Below are 19315 nucleotides of genomic sequence, written 5' to 3'. Positions count from 1 at the left end.
AGTGGACCTCCCGTTTAAACTACTACTTCTTTTTTGATAACAACCGGCTTATTTATCGCTGTGATTTTCTGATTTTTAGTGATAATTACTTGTTTATCCGTAATTACGTTTTCTATACGTGCTCCCTCTTCAATATCCCCTTTTTGCATAATGATACTATTTTTCACCACCGCTCCCTTTTTAACCTTTACTCCACGAAAAATAATACTATTTTCCACAGTGCCTTCGATAATACATCCATTGGCGATTAATGAGTTAGATACCTTGGAGGAATTCGTAAATTCGGCAGGAGCTTCGTGTTTGATCTTGGTGAAAACTTCCCATGAATCATAGAAAAAATGTCGAAGAATTTCTGGGTTAAGAAACTCCATATTACTAGCATGGTATGTTTCTAAGGAGTGAATAAATGGCATATAACCCGTGTATTGATACCCTTGCACTTTAAGATTTATCAAGTTAGCTTTCACAATATCTTTTAAAAAATCATATTCATCGTATTCTATGCAATTCTTTATTAAATCTATTAAAAGTTGTTTCTTAATCACATATGTTTCTAAACATATATGGTCACCTTTCTTCGGTGCTGTAAAAAAGTTTATATCACGAACTGCACCGTCAGTGTCCAGTGAACACTGATGATAAATGGGCCTTTTAACTGCCCCCCCATCATAATCCTTATACAGAACCGTAATATCTGCTTTATTGCTTTCATGTTTTTTTAACACATCATTAAAGTCAATTTTACAAATATGGTGACCGGGTGCAATAATTACAGTATCTGCAGTTGCTCGTTGAAAAAATTCTAAATGATCATAGAATTGTTGTAAGTCGCCTTTAATCTTTTCATCTGGATGAATGGACGGAAGTATAAATAGACCTTGTGAGCGGTGATCCAAATCCCATTCCTTTCCGGAGCCAAGATGATCCATCAATGACCGATATTTATCTTTGGTGAAAATAGCAACTTTACTTATTGAGACGTTCATAAAGTTGGACATTGTAAAGTCAATCATTCGGTAGCGTCCGCCAAAAGGTAAGGAAGCTAAACAACGGTGATGGGTCAATTCTTTTAATATAGGTCTTTCATTTACAAGATTAATAACACCTAAGACATTCCTCATTAAAAATACCTCCTATTATAAAGCTTGCAGCAAAGCACTTTCCGAAGATATTTGTTGATTTTCTCCTATTAATATAAGTCCTTTTTTCGTGTCAGAGATTATTGCCCCATCTTCTATAACTGTACCGCTACCGATTATTGCTTTTTCTATTATTACATTATTTCCAATTTTTACATTTGGCATAATGACCGAATTCTTTACATTTGAGCCACTTCCAACTTGAACATTATATGACAGAACAGAATGGTCGACATTCCCAAATACTAAACAGCCTTCATTCACTAATGATTGGGTTACATTCGCATCTTCTGATATATATTGTGGAGGGTGGTTGGCGTTTCCTGCGTAAATTTGCCAGTTTGGATCTCCTAACTTAAAATTTGATGGTTCTTCCAATAGATCCATATGTGCCTCCCACAAGCTTTCAATCGTCCCGACATCTTTCCAGTAGCCTTTAAATCGGTACGCTTGTAGTTTTGCTTCATTCTTCAGCATTTTTGGTATAATATCTTTTCCAAAGTCATTAGAAGAGCTAATATCCTCTTCGTCTTCTGTTAAATATTGTTTAAGATGGTTCCAATTAAATATATATACACCCATGGAGGCTAGGTTACTTTTTGGATTTTGTGGTTTTTCATCGAATTGTATAATTTGATCAGTTTCGTTGGTATTCATAATACCAAAGCGATTTGCTTCTGCCCAAGGTACCTCTATGACAGCAATGGTCGCATGTGCATCATTTTCCATATGATCTTCAAGCATTTTGTTATAATCCATCTTATAAATATGATCCCCCGAAATTACAAGTACATATTCCGGATCATTATGATCGATAAAATGAAAATTTTGGTACACAGCATTAGCCGTACCTTTATACCATTCACCGCCATCTTTCCCTTGATAAGGTGGAAGCATAGAAACCCCACCGTTATTACGGTCCAGATCCCATGGCCGTCCGTTTCCAATATATGAATTTAAAATATGCGGCCGATATTGAGTAAGTATGCCAACGGTATCGATACCCGAATGTGTACAGTTACTTAACGTAAAATCGATAATTCGGTATTTCCCTCCAAATGGTACTGCGGGTTTAGCTAAGTCACTCGTCAATTCCCCGAGCCTCGAACCTTGACCTCCTGCTAAAAGCATTGCAATCCACTTTTTAGATGCCATTTAGATGGTCTCCCCTTTTTCTAGTTTTTGTTTCTTTCATGAATATCGCCATTCCTAATGGTGGTACAGTTATTTCTAGGCTATAAGGTTGATTGTTACGAGGAAATGGATTAGTGCTCCTAATAGTAGAATTCAACTGTCCCGAACCACCAAATGATGCAGCATCACTACTAAATGCTTCATAATAATTACCTTTAGTAGGAACTCCTATTTGATAATTGTGGTAAACCTCGGTTGAAAAATTACAAACTATAATGCAGTAATCACCCTTACGTTTTCCTTTTCTCATAAACGTAATCACACTTTGTTCCGTATTGTCTGCATCGATCCACTGAAATCCAGCTTGCTCATGATCCAGCCGCCAAAGGGAAGTGGTTTTTTGATAAAATTTATTTAACTCTTTATAGTAATTAAAAAAACTAGAGTGAGCGTCAAAATCTAACAGCATCCAATCCATCTCCTGCTGATATTTCCATTCGTCAAATTGACCAAATTCACTACCCATAAATAAAAGCTTTTTGCCGGGATGCGTAAACAAATAGCCAAATAAAAGGCGTAAGTTCGCAAATTTTTGCCAGTAATCCCCGGGCATTTTATTTAGTAATGACTTTTTGCCGTGAACCATTTCATCATGCGAAAATGGAAGAACAAAGTTTTCCGAAAATGCATATAAAAAGGAAAAGGTTAATAAGTGATGATGCTTCGGTCGTTCATTCACATCCAGCTTCATATATTTGAGTACATCATTAGACCAGCCCATATTCCATTTGTAGTTAAACCCAAGACCCCCTAGACTTGTAGGACTTGTTACAAGTGGCCATTCCGTAGCTTCCTCCGCCATCATAAGTGCGCCAGGAAATCTCCGGAAAATGATTTCATTTAGCTTTTTTAGAAATTCAATTGCTTCGAGATTCTCTCCTCCACCATACTGATTCTTCAACTCTACAGGAAGAGGATTATCATGATTTAAATAAATCATGGATGAAACTGCATCAATCCGAAATCCATCTACATGATAGACATCCATCCAAAATATGGCGTTTGAAATGAGAAAGCTGACGACTTCGGGTTTACTATAGTCAAAGCTATATGTTCCCCAGATAGGTCTCTCTGCTCGCATGGGATCTGCTGATTCGAACAGAGGCGTCCCATCAAATCTTCCAAGTCCATGGATATCCTTACAAAAATGCGCTGGCACCCAATCAAGAATCACACCAAGCCCTTGTTGATGGCATTGATCTATAAAATACATTAATTGCTCAGGCGTCCCATATCTGCTAGTCGCTGAATAATAACCAGTAATTTGGTAACCCCATGAACCATCGTAAGGATGCTCCATAACAGGCATTAACTCAATATGGGTAAATCCATTATCGATTGCATACTCAATTAGTTCGTCAGCAAATTCTTGATAACTATAAAACTCACCATCTTCTTTTTGTTTCCAGGAAGCCAAATGAACTTCATAAATAGCCATCGGTTTATGATACATATCTTTCTTTACTCGCTGAGTCATCCATTTCTGATCTGACCATTCAAATGCATTTAAATTGTAGATAATAGAAGCTGTTTCTGGTCGAAGCTGCGTATAAAAAGCATAAGGATCTGCTTTTAATACTTTTTGTCCGTCTGGACCTGTAACCTCATACTTATAAATATCTCCTTGTGCTAAGTCGGGAACAAATAGCACCCAGATTCCAGATTGATCCAAACGTTCCAATCGATGCATTGTACCAATCCAATTGTTAAAATTACCTACAACCGATACCTTTTTAGCATTCGGTGCCCAAACTGCAAAACGAACTCCTTGCACTTCGTTCTCTTCAATTAGATGAGCTCCAAGCATCTTATAGCTTTCATACAACGTTCCTTCATGAAAAAGGTATACATCAAAATCACTTGGGAGTCGCCGGTGATCCAACTTCATAATCTCTACCATTTAAACACCTCTTTCAATCTATGATTCTTTTCATTCAAATACCAGTTCTCCCCTAAATTATTCGCCATTAATCTTTAAACACCTTTTAATATTTCACTATTGCCAATAATATATAAATTTCGACAAAATAAAAAATCCTCCATGCACTGAAGGACTTTTACTAATATATTTTGTTCTGTAAATATTAATAACGATAATACACTAAAGTGCATTGACCAGAGATTAGCTATTAGCTGTCCTCCCTTTTGGGGTAGAAGATGCATCAATCATACGATTTAAAAATAAGTAGGAAAGTGAGACAGACCAAGCAAGTGGAGTGTTACCATTTGGAACATTTTTACCACCAATATATAACTCAGGAACTTCCCAATTTTCTGGGATAATTCGCTCTGTTTTACTAATATATTCGAAAGCTTTGTCATACATACCTAGCTCCAAATAACATAGTCCGAGCCAAGGTAGTCCAAAGCACCATTCTGCTTCGCTGCCTTCGTTATAATACTGATCATTGTGATAACGAATACAGCCATGTGTGCGTTCAAGTTTTTCAGAAACCATTTCAACTATTTTAAGAGCAGTTTTCCTTTCAACTATACGATATGGATAGATTAGTGAAAGCAGGGATAAATCTGTTTCTTTCGTTTCACTTTCTCTAGGTAAAAGAAAACGCAACGTCTCTTCACCTTTTTGAATTAGTTCATCCTTTACGTTTACTAACATTTTCACAGAACGTAATCCAGCAACACAAGCTCCTACACTTGAGGCATGAAGTTCCATATTCTCTTCCCACATACCATTATCCTTTGCCTGCCAGTATTGAAGACACTCTAAATAATCGACCAGCTTCTGAACAATAGCGATATCTTTCTCATCACGAATAACTTTATGACCATGGCTCACCCCTACTCCCACACCCCATAAAAATGCTCCAATTGCATCATTTTGAGCGTGACCCCATTCTTGGTTCAATTCCTCTAAATCTGTAGAATAGCGTGAGTGGATATATTCAAAAAGGTAGACTGGTTTTTGTTCTCTATGGATGTCTATTTTCCATTCATAGGTTTTAAATAGATCAAATAACGCATAATATGCTTTTTCATACCGATCAGATTGGCTTTGTAAAAAAGGCAAAACTGTGTATACAATATCACGTATCCAGACATAATTGTAGTCTTGCGAAACACTGGCAGTATAGGCTCCATTCGGTAAACGCATCCGATCTAAAACTTCCATAGCATTGTTGACTTTCATATACGAGACCTCCTTTAATAATATCTATACAGTGATTGTTAACCAATTTCTTTTATTCTAGACAATTTAAACAAAGACGAAAGCGCTTCCATTAAAACATTTAATAATTATATATTATGCAAAATTTTTCAATTGGAAAAGCAACAGTACCTAGTCTTTAAAAATCTTTATTTTCTTAGTTACAAATTTCAGATTCTACTATGCGTTTAGTATCCAATGCTACTACTACCCAAGATTTTAATTTGTAAATCAGCATTTGGGATTTAGTTAACTTTATAAAATAATAAAAAAACATAACGAGGTCCTTTAGGGATTCGTCATGTTTCGTTTGCTTTTAAAGTTGGTCAACGGCTTCCTTGAATATTTCATATGAACGTTTTCTAGCTTCCTGGTCATAAACATATGTAACAGCCATCAATTCATTTACATGGTATATTTCTAAGAATGGTTTTAATTGCTCAGTTATTGTATTTCGACTGCCTTTAAAAGTATAAGTCGACATTGCACGTACTGCATTTTCCTCTAAATGATTCCACACACCATTCAAGCTTTCCACTGGCGGCTGTAATAAGCTCTTTTTACCAGACACCACATTTAAATAAAATCGATCACTAGTAGTAGAAAGCAGTTTCGCTTCTCCATCAGTTTCTGCTCCTATTACATTTACACAAACAATCACATAAGGTTCAGATAAATACTCTGAAGGAACAAACTGATTTCGGTAAATTTGTATTGCATGTTCCAACTGCTGAGGAGCAAAATGTGCAGCAAATGCATACGGTAGTCCTAAACGAGCAGCTAATTGTGCACTTGAAGTACTTGAACCTAGAATATATATTGGTACATTGGCACCGACTCCCGGAAATGCGCGAACAGCTCCTTGGTTATCTAGCGATTTAAAGTAATTTTGCAATTCTACCACGTCCTGTGGAAAAGAAAAAGCAGTTTCCTGTGTAGTCCTGCGGAGTGCACGAGCTGTTTGCATGTCTGTACCAGGTGCACGACCAAGTCCTAAATCTAGTCTATTTGGATAGATATTTTCCAGTGTCCCAAACTGCTCTGCAACTACAAGAGGTGCATGATTTGGTAACATAATTCCACCTGATCCTACTTTAATCGTTTCGGTATTTTCCAACACATGGCCGATTAGAATGGAAGTTGCTGAACTAACAACATTCGGTGAATTATGATGTTCTGTTAGCCAGTATCGACTGTAACCGATCTTTTCTACGTGTTGCGCTAGGCTAACCATATCCTCAAAAGCCTCTTTGTTTGTTTGGCCTTCCTTTACTGCCACTAAATCCAAAACTGATACAGGAACAGGTTGAAGTCTCTTATTCATATATTTACTTCCCTTCATTATATAACGTCTCCATTAGATAATAGAATCAAGTTACTATTACTTCAAGGTATCTGCTTGATAAGACTTATAAACTATTTGTATAGAAGACATACAACAACCCCATCTAAGAAAAAGGATGGGGTTGGCTCTATACAATTATAGGTTGTTATGTCACCGTATTTAAATACTACATTTCTCTTAATGTTCCTTAGATAAATCGAGAAAATCTTTCACTCGTTGCATATATTCATCTGCGTCATAGGAGAAGTATAGCTGACTAGCTAGTCTAACAGGATCACCGAAGAAGAAACGTTCGTATAACGTTTGCCGAGTACCAAAAGAACTCATTGTTAAATCCCACGCTAAGCGGAAAAGTTGTACACGATCCTCACCCGTATTTTCATGAGATTGTAAGTAATGATTTAATTCATTTCCTACAGGTGATTGAAAAGTACTTCCTGTTGGAATAGACATTAATCCGCTGGCACCTAATAGTTGAATAATTTCGGTAAAACGCGGATATACGCGAGGATATACATTCATGGCAATTTGTAATGTAGACCGATCTGGCTGCATCCATCCACCTTTGTCTATTTTGGCTTCTACTTCTGATTTAATCACTAGTGCTTTCATTGTTTCCAAAGCAATAATTATTTCAGAGACTTTTTCTTGCACATGTTGGTATTCCCCAATATTAATAGTTTCAATAATAGAATGGACTATTCCTAATATGAATTCAGTTTTCACAATTTGCCTAGATACTACTTGATGAAGTGTAAAAGGCAAGAAAGAATTCGATCTCATAAAAATATTGGTGATAGGAACATTATCATAAAAAAATACACGTTCCCAAGGCACTAATACGTTATCAAATACAACAATACTATCCATTTCTTCAAACCTTGAACTTAATGGATAGTTAAAAGACGAATCACCTCCAACAAATGATTCTCTACATATGAACCTTAACCCTGTTGTATTACTAGGTATTGAAAATGCGAAACCATTTCCATCTTCTTCCTTCCCATTTGCAGAGATAACTAAAAGCTCATCCGTTATTCCACCTTGTGTCGCAAGAAGTCGAGCCCCTTTTATAATAATTCCATGCTCGTTTTTATCTACAATTTTTGCAGCAATTGGCTCTTTCGAACGTTCTATATACAATTGAGTCCGATTTACTTGTGGCTCTATAAATGTATGAGTCATAGAAATATCTTTTTCTCTTGCGTATTCATAAAATGATTGTAGGTTTTCCGGGAAACAGTTTTTTTGATCCTGCAAAAGGTGCACAGATGAAGCTAGAGCCATTAAAACTGTGTTCATATAATCTGGACTTCTCCCCATTAACCCGTTGTTACTCCTAGCCCATTGCTGAATCATTGTGCGTCTTGTTACTAAATCTTCCTTCGTCTTTGGCTGTAAATATGAAATACCAACCCTATTTTTAGTTGTTGGAGATAGATACGTTAAAATATCCTTTAAGTCTTGATGATGCTGAAGTTCATATAATGCAGCCTGACTCTTAATAATTCCTTTAAACGCAGGATGCTCCGAAATGTTACCTGTTACACGTTTCCCCTCAATCCAAATATCCGTTTTTAGCTCATCAATCCGTTCAATATACTGTCTCCCCGTTATAGCCGGCATACGCTCACCCCTACTGTATTAGGTTGTTCATAGCACTATATTATTCTACAGAAGCTGAGGTGTGACGGATCCTAAAGGAGTTTACATTCGGGTTCTTTTTTTATTTAAAGCGTCCCACCAGATCCACCATCAATATTAACAGATGTTCCCGTTACATAAGACGCGGCATCTGACACTAAAAAAGTAATGACATTTGCTGCTTCTAAAGTTTCACCAATTCTCTGAAGTGGAATCGTTGGACCAACTACATTTTTAGAATATTCTTCCCAAGTAAGTTCTGGAGCTTCTTTTTTCCACTTCAATTCGATTTGATGACTTCTAATAAGACCAATACATACTGTATTAACTCGAATATTATCTTTTCCCAAATCTTTGCTCATCGCTTTAGTCAATGCCATTCCAGCTGCTCGACTAACAGTTGTTGGCAGCGAACTAGCAGGAGGTGTTTTTCCTAATACTGCTGTTACGTTTACAATTGCTCCTCCGCCCGCTTTTCTCATATAGGGTATTACAGCTTTTGACGTATTTATAGCTCCAAATAATTTTAAATCTAAATCTGTTTGCCACAAATCTGTTTCTACTGATTCAAAAGGGTTTGCAGAAGAAGTACCAGCATTATTAACTAAAATATCAATACGTCCATAATGATCTACTGTTTTTTGAATAATTTCTTTGCATGCTTCTTCTTTGGTAATATCCGCAGGAACAATAAGTACTTGTGCCCCTGTTTCACTTTTAATAAATGCCGCAGCCTCTTTTAATTGTTCTTCTCCTCGAGCACAAAGAGTTACCTTAGCTCCTTCTTGCACTAATTGTAAAGCTGTTTGTAAACCTATCCCTTTACTTGAGCCCGTAACGATTGCTACTTTTCCAGCTAATCCTAATTCCATTATGTTGCCCCCTCTAATTCAAATCATGTTCTTCTTTCATTATATTACAATTTTATATTTTGTCAGAATTATTGCTCTCCTCATTAGGAATCAAAATAACGATAGAATGATTTCTTTTGAATGACACATTCTAAAGGAAAGGAGAAGTGATGAATTATGCAAAAACTAGTTATCGAACTTACCATTATAGCTTCTATGCAGACATTAACAACATATATACCTACAACCGCTCCTACTCATCAGGAAACCCCTGCCTATGCTAAATGGGGACAAGTTGCTGTAAAAGAAACTCAATCCAAATTTCCCCATGCAAGTATAATTGACTATCTTTATGAAGGAAGTGAACCGAAAGAAAATTCGACCATTGAAAAGTTCCGTCTAAGGTTAAAAGAGAGTGACAAAGAATTTGGAGTCTCTGTTAAAATTGAATATATTACTGATACTAATGAATTGATCCATGTTCAAATCCATGAAGTTTCGGATTAATTGTTTATACTTTTTCTATTGTTTCTAAGTCATTTCTAAATTTAAGTAAACCAATTTTATCACGCCATAACCTTTAACAGATTGGCCATCTCAATTGCAGAGACGGCTGCATCGTATCCTTTGTTTCCGACCTTTGTACCTGCCCGTTCAATAGCTTGTTCTATAGATTCTGTAGTAACGATACCAAAAATAACTGGTACTCCAGTTTGTAAACCTACTTGTGCAATTCCTTTTGCTGCTTCGTTGCAAACATAATCATAGTGTGTCGTTGAACCTCTGATTACTGTACCAAGACCAATGATTGCATCGTATTTTTGGGAATCCGCCATTTTTTTTGCAATAAATGGTACTTCAAATACACCAGGAACCCAAGCAACTTCAATACTTTCTTCAACGACACCATGACGTTTTAACCCATCTATTGCACCGTCAACTAGTTTTGCATTGATGAAATCATTAAAACGTCCGACAACAATACCTACTTTCAAATCTGTTCCGATTAAATTTGCTTCGATTGTTTTTACCATCTTATTCTCTCCTTAGCTAGCTTTAATATTTATTAAGTACCTTGATAGTTCTTCGATTGTGACAATCTTTAATTGATATTGTTTGGCAAGTTCCAGTAAATCTGGTAAGCGTGCCATTGAACCATCATCGTTCATTATTTCGCAAATTACACCTGATTTAGCTGATGCACAAAGCATGGCAAGGTCAACTGCAGCTTCCGTATGACCTCGTCTTTCCAGTACACCACCTGGCTTTGCGATTAGCGGAAAGACATGTCCTGGTCGTTTAAACTGTTGTGCCTTTGCTTGTGGCTTAATGACTTGTAACATCGTCTCTGATCGATCAAATGCACTTATGCCCGTTGAAGTGTTTTCATGATCAATCGACACAGTAAATGCAGTTTGATGAGAATCTGTATTATTAGAAACCATCGGATGTAATTGCAATACCTCTGCGATTTCTTCATGAATAGGCATACAAATCAATCCTCGACCATACTTCGCCATGAAATTGATGTTTTCTGGTGTTGCAAATTCTGCTAAGCAAAGGAAATCCCCTTCATTTTCGCGGTTTTCATCATCTACTAAAATAATAAGCTTTCCTTGTGTTAAATCTGTAATTGCTTCTTCTATCGTATTTAGCATGCTAATTTCTCCTTAAAAACCGTTCTGCTGTAAAAAGTCCTGGGTGATAGTCGATTCATTTTTCTTTGTACTAAATTGATGCACGTACTTCCCTAGCATGTCACCTTCGATATTAACGAGTTCACCCGCTTTTTTCATGCCTAGAACTGTTTCCTTATTTGTGTGGGGAATTAATGAAACTGTTACTGTCGACTTATTTATATCAAAAATAGTTAAACTTGTTCCATCAATCGTTATAGACCCCTTTGGAATACAAAAGTGACTTGCTTCTTCTGATACTATAATATCGATATACACTGCATTTGCTGCATGGCGCTTTTTCAATATGGTACCCACACCATCCACATGTCCTGTAACGAAATGTCCACCGAATCGACCGTTTGCCTCTAATGCTCTTTCTAAATTGACAACTGAACTGCTATTTAATAATTTTGTTGTAGTTGCATAAAACGTCTCTGGCATAACGTCCACTGTAAATTCAAATCTTGAAAATGCGATTACTGTTAAACAGACACCATTCACTGCAATACTATCACCTAATTTGATGTCCTCTAAAATTCGTTTTGCTCGGATAATAAGTTGCATACTGCTAGCAGATGTTTGTACGTTCTTAATGGTGCCAAGCTCTTCAACAATTCCTGTAAACATCGTATCCTCCTTATTAGTAAGTACTTTTAGATGGAATCTAAAGCCTACTTCAAACAAAAACCTCCGTACACTTAAGTGTCGGAGGGAAATTAGGTAGATTCAAATAAGCCTTTTGTGTTTTTCTCTCAAAAAGCATTGAACTACTCCTTCTCCCATCCAGACTATAACTGTCGGCTTTGGATTTCCACCAAATCATGCGTTTTACGGCTCACAGGCTTTGAGATTTCTCTCTTACTGTCGATTGGGAATTTCACCCGACCCCGAAGGATAGTTATTCAATTTTAAAAAGTAGAAGTGCCTATGCTCGCGGTATCATGTCCCGACAAACGCTATAGCTAGACATTAAAAAACGCACCCAAATTTATGGATGCGAGAGAAGTCATACTTTAATAAGCCTTTTGTTCCTTTTTTAGCATAACTAAAAAACCTCCAAATAGGCGACTTTCTCCTTCTCCCATCCAGACTTTAACTGTCGGCTTTGGATTCTCACCAAATCATGCGTTTTACGGCTCACAGGCTTTGAGATTTCTCTCTTACTGTCGATTGGGAATTTCACCCGACCCCGAAGGAATGTTATAAAATTGTTATTAGCATAACAATTTCATATCTTAATTGCAAGGAGTTGAGTACTTTTACATGATACAAAAGGATTTTGAAAAACATAAAAAGCTAAGAACCTCTTGTGTTGAGGGTCTTAGCAACTTTTCTCTAAAAAAATAATTAGTTCATAATGATGACAATCTTTTATTTTTCATACTGTTTAATATTTTTTGCTGTATATATAAATACTGATCTAACTCTTCCACAGTCAACTCTTCAAATAACTCCACAAATATTTCTTCGCCAATCTTTTGTGCTTCCATTAAAGCAGATCGCCCTTTTTCTGTAATCTGAAGATGGATCGTCCGGCGATCTTCTTCACTATACAGTCGTTCCGCTAATTCGAACTTCACGAGCTTGCTAGAAATATTTGTGATTGCTCCTTTTGTATACCCTAAGGTCTCTGCTAAATCACTTTGCATTACCGGACCATTTGCACGTAATTGAGCTAGTACCAAAATTGCAGATATTCCTACTGGAAATTCAAATTTAGAAGAGAATTTAACTATATTTTCGTTTGAGATTATTTCAGTTGCGTGAATCAATTTAAATAAATTTGTTTTCTCCATACTAAATCCTTCTATTAACGCAACATGATGGATCCACCATCAACCATCATCGTTTGACCTGTAATATATCTTGAATCCTCACTAGCTAAAAATACTGCTACACGTCCAATATCCTCTTCTACTTCACCGAAACGACCCATCGGTATTTTACTTAGTACTGCTTCATAATATTCAGGTTGAGCTTTTGCCCATGCTTGTACTCCCTCTGAGTTAGCAACTGGACTGATAATATTCACATTAATACCAAAACGACCCCATTCGTTTGCAGCTACACGTGATATCCCACGAATTGCTTCTTTAGCAGCAGCATATGCTCCTTGAGTTTCATGACCAGCCAATCCTGCCCCTGAAGCAAAGTTAATAATATTTCCTTTTGTTTCTTTTAAGTAAGGCAGTGCAGCCTGCATTAAAAAGAATGTTGGATAGAATCCAGTCCCAAATGATAGATCAAGATCCGCTTGTGTAATATTCTCAATCGTTAATTGTTTTGATGCATGTGCATTATTTACAAGTACATCCAACTTACCATAGTTATCAACTATTGTTTTAATGATGTTTGGTAAGTTTTCGCGATCCATAAGATCTGCTTTTAAAAACATTGATCTTGGGGAAATTTCTTGTAACAATTTCTCACTTGCTTTACCTGTCTCCTCATTCACATCTACAATTGCAACGATTGCTCCTTCTTTAGCCATTGCTTTTGCCATCCCAAATCCAATTCCACCAGCACCACCAGTAATGATTACAACTTTATCTTGAAGTTTACTCATCTTTAACACTCCTTTTTCTCTAATGATTTCCAATTTAGTTTAACACTAAACAATTTAACAATAAACTAATATGGTTTATCTATTTTAAAGTTCTATAACTTTTAAATAATCATAAAATACATAGATTCTAAATTATAAAGTAAGGGGAAATGGAAATGTTTGCAGTTCATTTTATGGAGAAAAATATGGTTATTTTAACTCAAGTATTAAGAGATATCCCTTCCATCGATGATGATCTTAAAATCAAAGGTAGAAAAGGTAAAGTAATTAATGTACAGGAAACAGAAGAAAATGGTATTCAGGTTCAGGTAGAATTTGAAAAAGTGGTAGATAAAAGCAAAACTTCTGTAAAAGATCTCGGGAAGAAGAAACGAAAATAACTTTAAAACAATAATACCCGTTAAATGAGCGTATATACTCATCTAACGGGTATTTATATTTTAGTGAATATCTCGTTTTTTGAACGTACCGCCTCTTACTTCTGCCACATCTGTGATCACAATAAAAGCACCAGGATCCAATTCTTTAATAATTGTTATTAACTTGTTTTCTTCCATGCGAGTGATTACACATGTAACAATATCCATAGTTTCATTGGAGAAACCTCCGCGACCACTGGAGTACGTTACACCACGACCTAAACGATCCTGTATGGCAGACCCAATTTCCTCGGATTCTTTACTAACTATTCGAACTGATTTGGAACTTTCAAGTCCAACTTGAATAACATCAATAACTATTTTAGCTATGTAATAAGTAGTAGCTGAATAGAGTGCTCCTTCTAAACCATATATAAAACCAGCACCTAGAAAAATAAACGCATTAATAAATAAGATTATATCTCCTACTGAAAATGGTACTTTTCGAGATACTAGAACCGCTAAAACTTCTGCACCATCAAGTGCACCACCGTTACGTAATACCACACCAATACCAATACCTAGCATTACCCCTCCAGATATTACTACTAATAGTGGATCTTTTGCACTCAGAATCGGCTCAATTTGATGCATTAAAACTGTTGAAATAGATAGGGATGCTATACCAATAATACTCATTATTGCAAAGGTTTTCCCCACTTGTTTATAACCAATATATACAAACGGTATATTTAATATAAAGAGTAAAAGTCCAAGTGGTATATTAAACAAATATGTTCCCATGATACTAACACCTGTTACGCCGCCGTCAATAACTGAGTTTGGTATTAACACTGCTTCCAGTGCATAACCAGCTATAGCTGCTCCTATTACGATTAAAATTATTCTACGGACTTTATCCGCTACTTTATTTTTCTGCATAATTTCTAAAACTCCCTTATTCATAAAAAGATTAAACAAATATGATTACTATTAATTTTAAAGAAAAAAAGACTGAGTTACAAGATTAAATCTGCATAACGTAATACTTTTCAGTTTTTGATATTTATCCTCTCCTGTAAGTGAGAAAAGCCCGTAAACTTTTAAGGTTCACAGACTTTTCTTTCCCTAGCATTAGGTACCGCAAAACGTTTTGTACGGTCCTGAAGTATCAGGAGGAAGAGTAGTATAATCCATATAGTCTGCCTTGTAATCATAAGGATGTGAAATTACACTTAGCAAATTGTTTAATACACTATAGTCCTCATTATTCACTGCTGCATCAAGCGCTTCTTCTACTCGATGATTTCTCGGAATAACTACTGGATTACTTTTCTGCATTAGTTGCTTTATAAATTCTTCTGACACCTGTTGATTTTCAAGTCTAGTTTTCCATTTTTCATACCATTGTTCAAATCCATTTTTACCGAATAATTCAGTTTCTTCCACTTTATCAAGAGTCAATAATCGGAATGTATTTGTATAATCTACTTCGTATTTTTCCATAAGTTCAAGAAGGTTTTCGATTAGGGAAATATCCTCTTTTTCTATATTAAAAATCCCTAGCTTATTCCCCATTCCTGTTAACCAATAATTTTCATAAGTTACAGGGTAGGCCACCATCGCTTCTTGCGCTTGCTGCACAGCTTCATCCAGATCTTCGTGAATAAGAGGCAATAAACTTTCTGCCAATCTCGCTAAGTTCCATGCGGCTATATTTGGCTGATTTTCATAAGCATAACGACCTTGTCTATCAATGGAACTAAATACTGTTTTCGGATTATATATATCCATAAAAGCACAAGGTCCATAATCGATTGTCTCTCCGCTTATTGTCATATTATCTGTGTTCATCACTCCATGTATAAAACCGACAAGTTGCCATTTTGCTATCAATGCCGCTTGGCGTTCAATCACTTCTTTAAGGAATGCAAGATAGCGATTTTCATTAGCCAATAAAATTGGGTAATGTCTTTCTATTGCATAATCCGCTAAAGCTTTAAGATCTTCGAATGTGCCCCATTTTGCAGCGAATTGAAAAGTACCTACACGTAAATGACTTGCAGCAATACGTGTCATCACTGCACCCGGTTGAACAGTTTCTCGCATAATACTCTCTCCGGTTGTAACTACTGATAAGCTTCTGGTTGTTGGAATTCCTAGAGCATGCATCGATTCACTAATAATATATTCACGTAACATCGGCCCGAGGCCCGCTCGTCCGTCTCCCCCACGAGAATATGGTGTTCTACCAGAGCCTTTCAATTGTACGTCTACTAGCTCCCCCGACGGAGTTATTTGTTCACCAAGCAACAGTGCTCTTCCATCACCTAACATGGTAAAATTTCCAAATTGATGACCAGCATAAGCCTGAGCTAAAGGTATACCGCCCTCAATCACCTTATTACCAGCAAGTACCTCAACACCATGAGTACTTTCTAGCTCTTTCGAATTTAGCCCAAGAGATGTTGCCACCGTATCGTTTAATATAACCAGTTTAGGATTACTAACAGGGTTTACATTTATAGCTGTATGCAGTAATTCTGGAAGTTCGGTATACGTATTTTCCAAGTTCCATCCTATATTTAAATTCTCTTCCTTCATCGAATCTTCCTTTCTTGAGTTAAAAAAGCAATACTAGTTACTTATTATTCATTATTATACCCTTACACGCTACAGATACGCTTCCCTTGGCTCTCTTTTGCCTATTAAAAGAGAATGCCCTATAATAGGCATTCCCTAATATTTAAACAAGTATCTCTCGATTTGAAGAAAACATAAAAATACGAACCATTATGGTTCGTATTTTTTATGTTTATACTGCTATAATTTTCGTGTCTTCCTTTTCCCGAGTATATAATTGAATTGCAAATAGTACCCCAAATAATACAAGCCCTATTATATCCGACATGCTCTCTGGGTAGATCAATAGTAATCCTGCTCCTACTGCCAAAATTCTTTCCAACCAATTAACCTTTCTATACCAATACCCTATCATTCCTGCGCCAATAGAAATCATCCCTATTATTGCAGTAAATGTGACCCAGATAATTTCCCACAAAGTGGTATCAATCATTAACAATGTTGGAGAAAAGACCACCATGTATGGAATTATAAAGGCTGCAATTGCTAATTTCGAAGCCTCTAAACCGGTCTTTATAGGATCTCCACCAGATATCCCTGAAGCGGCAAAGGCGGCGAGTGCAACAGGAGGTGTAATATCTGCTATTATTCCAAAATAGAAAACAAAGAAATGTGCAGATAATAGAACAACAATTGGAACTGCACTTTGTGCAACATCAGGCGCTAACAAAGTAATAATCGCTGGTGCTGCAATTGTAGATGTAATTACATAGTTTGCTGTAGTTGGTGCACCCATCCCTAAAATTAGAGAAGCTATCATAACAAAGAATAATGTTAATAAGATACTTCCACCAGCTAATTTAACCAAACTTGTAGCTAGACTTAAGCCTAATCCAGTTTTTACTACTACTCCGACGATAATTCCTGCACACGCAGTAGCTGCAACAACCGCTAAAGCTGTTCTTGCCCCATCCACTAAAGCATCTAAAATTTCCTTGATACCAAGTTTAGTATCTTTGTTGATAAACCCTACTGCAATACAAGCTAAAATCCCATATAACGCTGAATGAATAACAGGAACGCCTACCATCATTAAAATAATGATTAGGAAAATAGGTAAAATTAAATAAATCTTTTTAAAGATTTCCTTCCGATCTGGCATTTGATCATCTGTTAATCCTTTTAAACCTAAACGCTTCGCTTCAAAATGGGTCATAATCCATATTCCTGTAAAATATAATAGAGCTGGAATTGCCGCTGCTTTTGCAATATCCCAGTACGTTACTCCACGTCCTATAAATTCAACCATTAAGAATGCGGCTGCACCCATAATTGGTGGCATCAACTGTCCACCAGTAGAAGACGATGCTTCAACTGCACCAGCAAACTCCTTCTTATACCCAAGCGATTTCATCATTGGAATTGTGTAGGCACCAGAAGTAACAACATTTGCTACCGAACTTCCCGAAATAGTACCCTGTAAAGCAGATGAAAAAATAGCAACCTTTGCAGGACCTCCAACTAACTTTCCAGCCACTGCAACAGACAAATCATTAAAATATTGTCCTACTCCGGTTTTCACTAAAAATGCTCCGAAAAGCAAAAAGGCAAAAATATAAGTAGATGAAACAGCAAGAGGTGTTCCTAAAATACCATCAGTTGTGTAGAACATTAAATTCACAATATTATCGACACTTTGACCCCTATGAGCCATAAATGCTGGGAAATAAGGTCCTAGGTATGCGTACACTAAAAAGATTGCAGCAATTATAGTAATAGGCAAACCAACCGCTCTTCTAGAAGCCTCTAATACAAGCAATACTGCTAGTAATCCAACAATGAAGTCCATACTCTCCAATGAACCTAAACTTTGTACTAAACGAGTATAATTTATCGTCCAATAAGTTCCAATTAACAAAGCACCAGCTGTTAGTATGAAATCATACCATGGTATTTTTGTCTTCGAAAATTTTCTACGTGCTGGAAAAAGTAAAAAGATAAAAACTAGACCGAAACCTAAATGGACTGTTCGTTGTATTTGAGCGGGAAATTGACCATATATGGCTGTATAAAGTTGAAATAAAGAGAATGCCATTAATCCAAAATAGATAATATATTTTAGCACTCCACCTAATGTCCGAGTGTTCGACTCTAGATCGTACTTTTCTAATATTTCTTGCTGTTCTTCCAAAGATAGCTCTTCAAACTGATCGTCTTGTAATGGTTGTTGGTTCTTATCTTTCATTTAATTCGACTCCTTTCACTTTTTCAAAGAGTGATATTTTTTTTACTTTAAATTCATAAGACTTGCCTCGATCTAACTCTTCTTTTAAATCGAAACTTTTCTCGTTGTAATGAAAATCTAATTTATTGTCCACATCTCCAATATGTAAAATAAAATCCTTTAATACCGCTTTATCGTATTTAAGCGTGTAAACACCATTTTCATAACTCAATGTCTGGCCTTCCTCTGCATAACCAGGCATGCCAATCGCCACATCACTATATTGCATAGAAGCCAATTTAATTTCATTTGATTCTAATACTCTATAATTCTCTATCACATCAGTCAGGTGAATAGTATGTGTAAATATAATTTGAAAGTGATCCTTTTTTTCTAATGGGATAAAATGAATACTTGGGTGCTCGGTCCTAGTTTCTGTAAAAGTAAAAGCTGAGAAAATAGGGATAAAACAAAATAAAGTTAAAAAGAAAATAATCAAAAATGGCCAAATTATTTTTTTCATAAAGTGATTAATCCTCACTTTTTTTAACAAAAAGGGACT

17 protein-coding genes, 1 pseudogene and 2 riboswitches are annotated in these 19315 nt (G+C 36.2%); of the genes and pseudogenes, 2 read left to right on the top strand and 16 right to left on the bottom strand.

Annotated features, from left to right (window positions below; all coding sequences use genetic code 11):
* Positions 1 to 14: 14 nt before the first annotated feature.
* The 7 genes from glgD to MHI47_RS06460 form a co-directional block, all read right to left on the bottom strand.
* Positions 15 to 1121, bottom strand: a complete 1107-nt coding sequence (gene glgD / locus MHI47_RS06490; protein WP_093534979.1) for a glucose-1-phosphate adenylyltransferase subunit GlgD — start codon at positions 1119 to 1121, stop codon at positions 15 to 17.
* 15 nt (positions 1122 to 1136) lie between these two features.
* On the bottom strand, positions 1137 to 2294 hold the full coding sequence (locus tag MHI47_RS06485) for a glucose-1-phosphate adenylyltransferase (protein ID WP_340761985.1): 1158 nt from the start codon (positions 2292 to 2294) through the stop codon (positions 1137 to 1139).
* Positions 2284 to 4233, bottom strand: coding sequence for a 1,4-alpha-glucan branching protein GlgB (gene glgB, locus MHI47_RS06480; protein WP_093534983.1), 1950 nt, complete (start codon positions 4231 to 4233; stop codon positions 2284 to 2286). Before glgB ends, MHI47_RS06485 begins: the two co-directional genes overlap by 11 nt.
* A gap of 222 nt (positions 4234 to 4455) precedes the next feature.
* On the bottom strand, positions 4456 to 5484 hold the full coding sequence (locus MHI47_RS06475; RefSeq protein ID WP_340761983.1) for a glycoside hydrolase family 15 protein: 1029 nt from the start codon (positions 5482 to 5484) through the stop codon (positions 4456 to 4458).
* Between the two features lie 334 nt (positions 5485 to 5818).
* Complete coding sequence (locus tag MHI47_RS06470) at positions 5819 to 6826, bottom strand: LLM class flavin-dependent oxidoreductase (protein ID WP_340830097.1); 1008 nt, start codon at positions 6824 to 6826, stop codon at positions 5819 to 5821.
* Positions 6827 to 7024: 198 nt separating this feature from the next.
* A complete protein-coding gene (gene hpaB, locus MHI47_RS06465) occupies positions 7025 to 8473 on the bottom strand; it encodes a 4-hydroxyphenylacetate 3-monooxygenase, oxygenase component (protein WP_340830095.1) in 1449 nt (482 codons plus the stop codon).
* A 104-nt stretch (positions 8474 to 8577) separates the two neighbouring features.
* Entirely contained in the window at positions 8578 to 9363 is a 786-nt protein-coding gene (locus tag MHI47_RS06460) for an SDR family NAD(P)-dependent oxidoreductase (protein ID WP_340830093.1), read from the bottom strand.
* A gap of 156 nt (positions 9364 to 9519) precedes the next feature.
* Here MHI47_RS06460 and MHI47_RS06455 point away from each other — a divergent pair, with 156 nt between their 5' ends.
* On the top strand, positions 9520 to 9849 hold the full coding sequence (locus tag MHI47_RS06455) for a DUF3889 domain-containing protein (RefSeq protein WP_340830092.1): 330 nt from the start codon (positions 9520 to 9522) through the stop codon (positions 9847 to 9849).
* A gap of 59 nt (positions 9850 to 9908) precedes the next feature.
* Here MHI47_RS06455 and ribH read toward each other — a convergent pair whose 3' ends face one another.
* From ribH to MHI47_RS06430, 5 genes and pseudogenes are all read right to left on the bottom strand, one after another.
* Positions 9909 to 10376 (bottom strand): 6,7-dimethyl-8-ribityllumazine synthase, encoded by a 468-nt coding sequence (gene ribH, locus MHI47_RS06450; protein ID WP_340830090.1) that lies wholly within the window; start codon positions 10374 to 10376, stop codon positions 9909 to 9911.
* A 36-nt stretch (positions 10377 to 10412) separates the two neighbouring features.
* Positions 10413 to 11000 (bottom strand): annotated as a pseudogene (ribB, locus tag MHI47_RS06445) (3,4-dihydroxy-2-butanone-4-phosphate synthase); the annotation flags it as partial.
* A gap of 12 nt (positions 11001 to 11012) precedes the next feature.
* The gene (ribE, locus tag MHI47_RS06440; protein ID WP_340830088.1) at positions 11013 to 11648 is read right to left on the bottom strand and encodes a riboflavin synthase; all 636 of its coding nucleotides are present in this window, start codon (positions 11646 to 11648) and stop codon (positions 11013 to 11015) included.
* A gap of 140 nt (positions 11649 to 11788) precedes the next feature.
* A riboswitch (FMN riboswitch) is annotated at positions 11789 to 11920 on the bottom strand.
* Between the two features lie 170 nt (positions 11921 to 12090).
* Positions 12091 to 12222, bottom strand: a riboswitch (FMN riboswitch).
* A gap of 151 nt (positions 12223 to 12373) precedes the next feature.
* A complete protein-coding gene (locus MHI47_RS06435) occupies positions 12374 to 12817 on the bottom strand; it encodes a MarR family winged helix-turn-helix transcriptional regulator (protein WP_093535003.1) in 444 nt (147 codons plus the stop codon).
* A 14-nt stretch (positions 12818 to 12831) separates the two neighbouring features.
* Positions 12832 to 13587 carry an SDR family NAD(P)-dependent oxidoreductase gene (locus MHI47_RS06430; protein WP_093535005.1) on the bottom strand — a complete coding sequence of 252 codons (756 nt, stop codon included), beginning with the start codon at positions 13585 to 13587 and terminating at the stop codon, positions 12832 to 12834.
* A 155-nt stretch (positions 13588 to 13742) separates the two neighbouring features.
* Here MHI47_RS06430 and MHI47_RS06425 point away from each other — a divergent pair, with 155 nt between their 5' ends.
* The gene (locus tag MHI47_RS06425) at positions 13743 to 13967 is read left to right on the top strand and encodes a hypothetical protein (RefSeq protein ID WP_093535007.1); all 225 of its coding nucleotides are present in this window, start codon (positions 13743 to 13745) and stop codon (positions 13965 to 13967) included.
* 60 nt (positions 13968 to 14027) lie between these two features.
* Here MHI47_RS06425 and MHI47_RS06420 read toward each other — a convergent pair whose 3' ends face one another.
* The 4 genes from MHI47_RS06420 to MHI47_RS06405 form a co-directional block, all read right to left on the bottom strand.
* Positions 14028 to 14912: a YitT family protein gene (locus MHI47_RS06420; RefSeq protein WP_407691697.1), complete on the bottom strand. Its 885-nt coding sequence runs from the start codon at positions 14910 to 14912 to the stop codon at positions 14028 to 14030.
* Positions 14913 to 15080: 168 nt separating this feature from the next.
* Complete coding sequence (locus MHI47_RS06415; RefSeq protein ID WP_340830083.1) at positions 15081 to 16550, bottom strand: protein adenylyltransferase SelO; 1470 nt, start codon at positions 16548 to 16550, stop codon at positions 15081 to 15083.
* A gap of 211 nt (positions 16551 to 16761) precedes the next feature.
* A complete protein-coding gene (locus tag MHI47_RS06410; protein WP_093535013.1) occupies positions 16762 to 18774 on the bottom strand; it encodes a TRAP transporter permease in 2013 nt (670 codons plus the stop codon).
* Positions 18764 to 19276: a DUF1850 domain-containing protein gene (locus MHI47_RS06405; protein WP_340830081.1), complete on the bottom strand. Its 513-nt coding sequence runs from the start codon at positions 19274 to 19276 to the stop codon at positions 18764 to 18766. The genes MHI47_RS06410 and MHI47_RS06405 overlap by 11 nt, the downstream gene beginning before the upstream one ends.
* Positions 19277 to 19315: the final 39 nt, after the last annotated feature.

The organism is Psychrobacillus sp. FSL H8-0487 (assembly GCF_038008385.1).
Classification (GTDB): domain Bacteria; phylum Bacillota; class Bacilli; order Bacillales_A; family Planococcaceae; genus Psychrobacillus; species Psychrobacillus psychrotolerans.
This window is presented reverse-complemented; position numbering and strand designations above follow the sequence as displayed.

Excerpts from the sequence above, each read along its gene's own strand:
- MHI47_RS06430 (WP_093535005.1), bottom strand. The coding sequence starts at position 13,587 with ATGAGTAAACTTCAAGATAAAGTTGTAATCATTACTGGTGGTGCTGGT.
- glgB (WP_093534983.1), bottom strand. The coding sequence starts at position 4,233 with ATGGTAGAGATTATGAAGTTGGATCACCGGCGACTCCCAAGTGATTTT.
- ribE (WP_340830088.1), bottom strand. The coding sequence starts at position 11,648 with ATGTTTACAGGAATTGTTGAAGAGCTTGGCACCATTAAGAACGTACAA.
- hpaB (WP_340830095.1), bottom strand. The coding sequence starts at position 8,473 with ATGCCGGCTATAACGGGGAGACAGTATATTGAACGGATTGATGAGCTA.
- glgD (WP_093534979.1), bottom strand. The coding sequence starts at position 1,121 with ATGAGGAATGTCTTAGGTGTTATTAATCTTGTAAATGAAAGACCTATA.
- MHI47_RS06460 (WP_340830093.1), bottom strand. The coding sequence starts at position 9,363 with ATGGAATTAGGATTAGCTGGAAAAGTAGCAATCGTTACGGGCTCAAGT.
- MHI47_RS06425 (WP_093535007.1), top strand. The coding sequence starts at position 13,743 with ATGTTTGCAGTTCATTTTATGGAGAAAAATATGGTTATTTTAACTCAA.
- MHI47_RS06405 (WP_340830081.1), bottom strand. The coding sequence starts at position 19,276 with ATGAAAAAAATAATTTGGCCATTTTTGATTATTTTCTTTTTAACTTTA.
- MHI47_RS06410 (WP_093535013.1), bottom strand. The coding sequence starts at position 18,774 with ATGAAAGATAAGAACCAACAACCATTACAAGACGATCAGTTTGAAGAG.
- MHI47_RS06470 (WP_340830097.1), bottom strand. The coding sequence starts at position 6,826 with ATGAATAAGAGACTTCAACCTGTTCCTGTATCAGTTTTGGATTTAGTG.
- ribH (WP_340830090.1), bottom strand. The coding sequence starts at position 10,376 with ATGGTAAAAACAATCGAAGCAAATTTAATCGGAACAGATTTGAAAGTA.
- MHI47_RS06485 (WP_340761985.1), bottom strand. The coding sequence starts at position 2,294 with ATGGCATCTAAAAAGTGGATTGCAATGCTTTTAGCAGGAGGTCAAGGT.
- MHI47_RS06420 (WP_407691697.1), bottom strand. The coding sequence starts at position 14,912 with ATGAATAAGGGAGTTTTAGAAATTATGCAGAAAAATAAAGTAGCGGAT.
- MHI47_RS06435 (WP_093535003.1), bottom strand. The coding sequence starts at position 12,817 with ATGGAGAAAACAAATTTATTTAAATTGATTCACGCAACTGAAATAATC.
- MHI47_RS06415 (WP_340830083.1), bottom strand. The coding sequence starts at position 16,550 with ATGAAGGAAGAGAATTTAAATATAGGATGGAACTTGGAAAATACGTAT.
- MHI47_RS06455 (WP_340830092.1), top strand. The coding sequence starts at position 9,520 with ATGCAAAAACTAGTTATCGAACTTACCATTATAGCTTCTATGCAGACA.
- MHI47_RS06475 (WP_340761983.1), bottom strand. The coding sequence starts at position 5,484 with ATGAAAGTCAACAATGCTATGGAAGTTTTAGATCGGATGCGTTTACCG.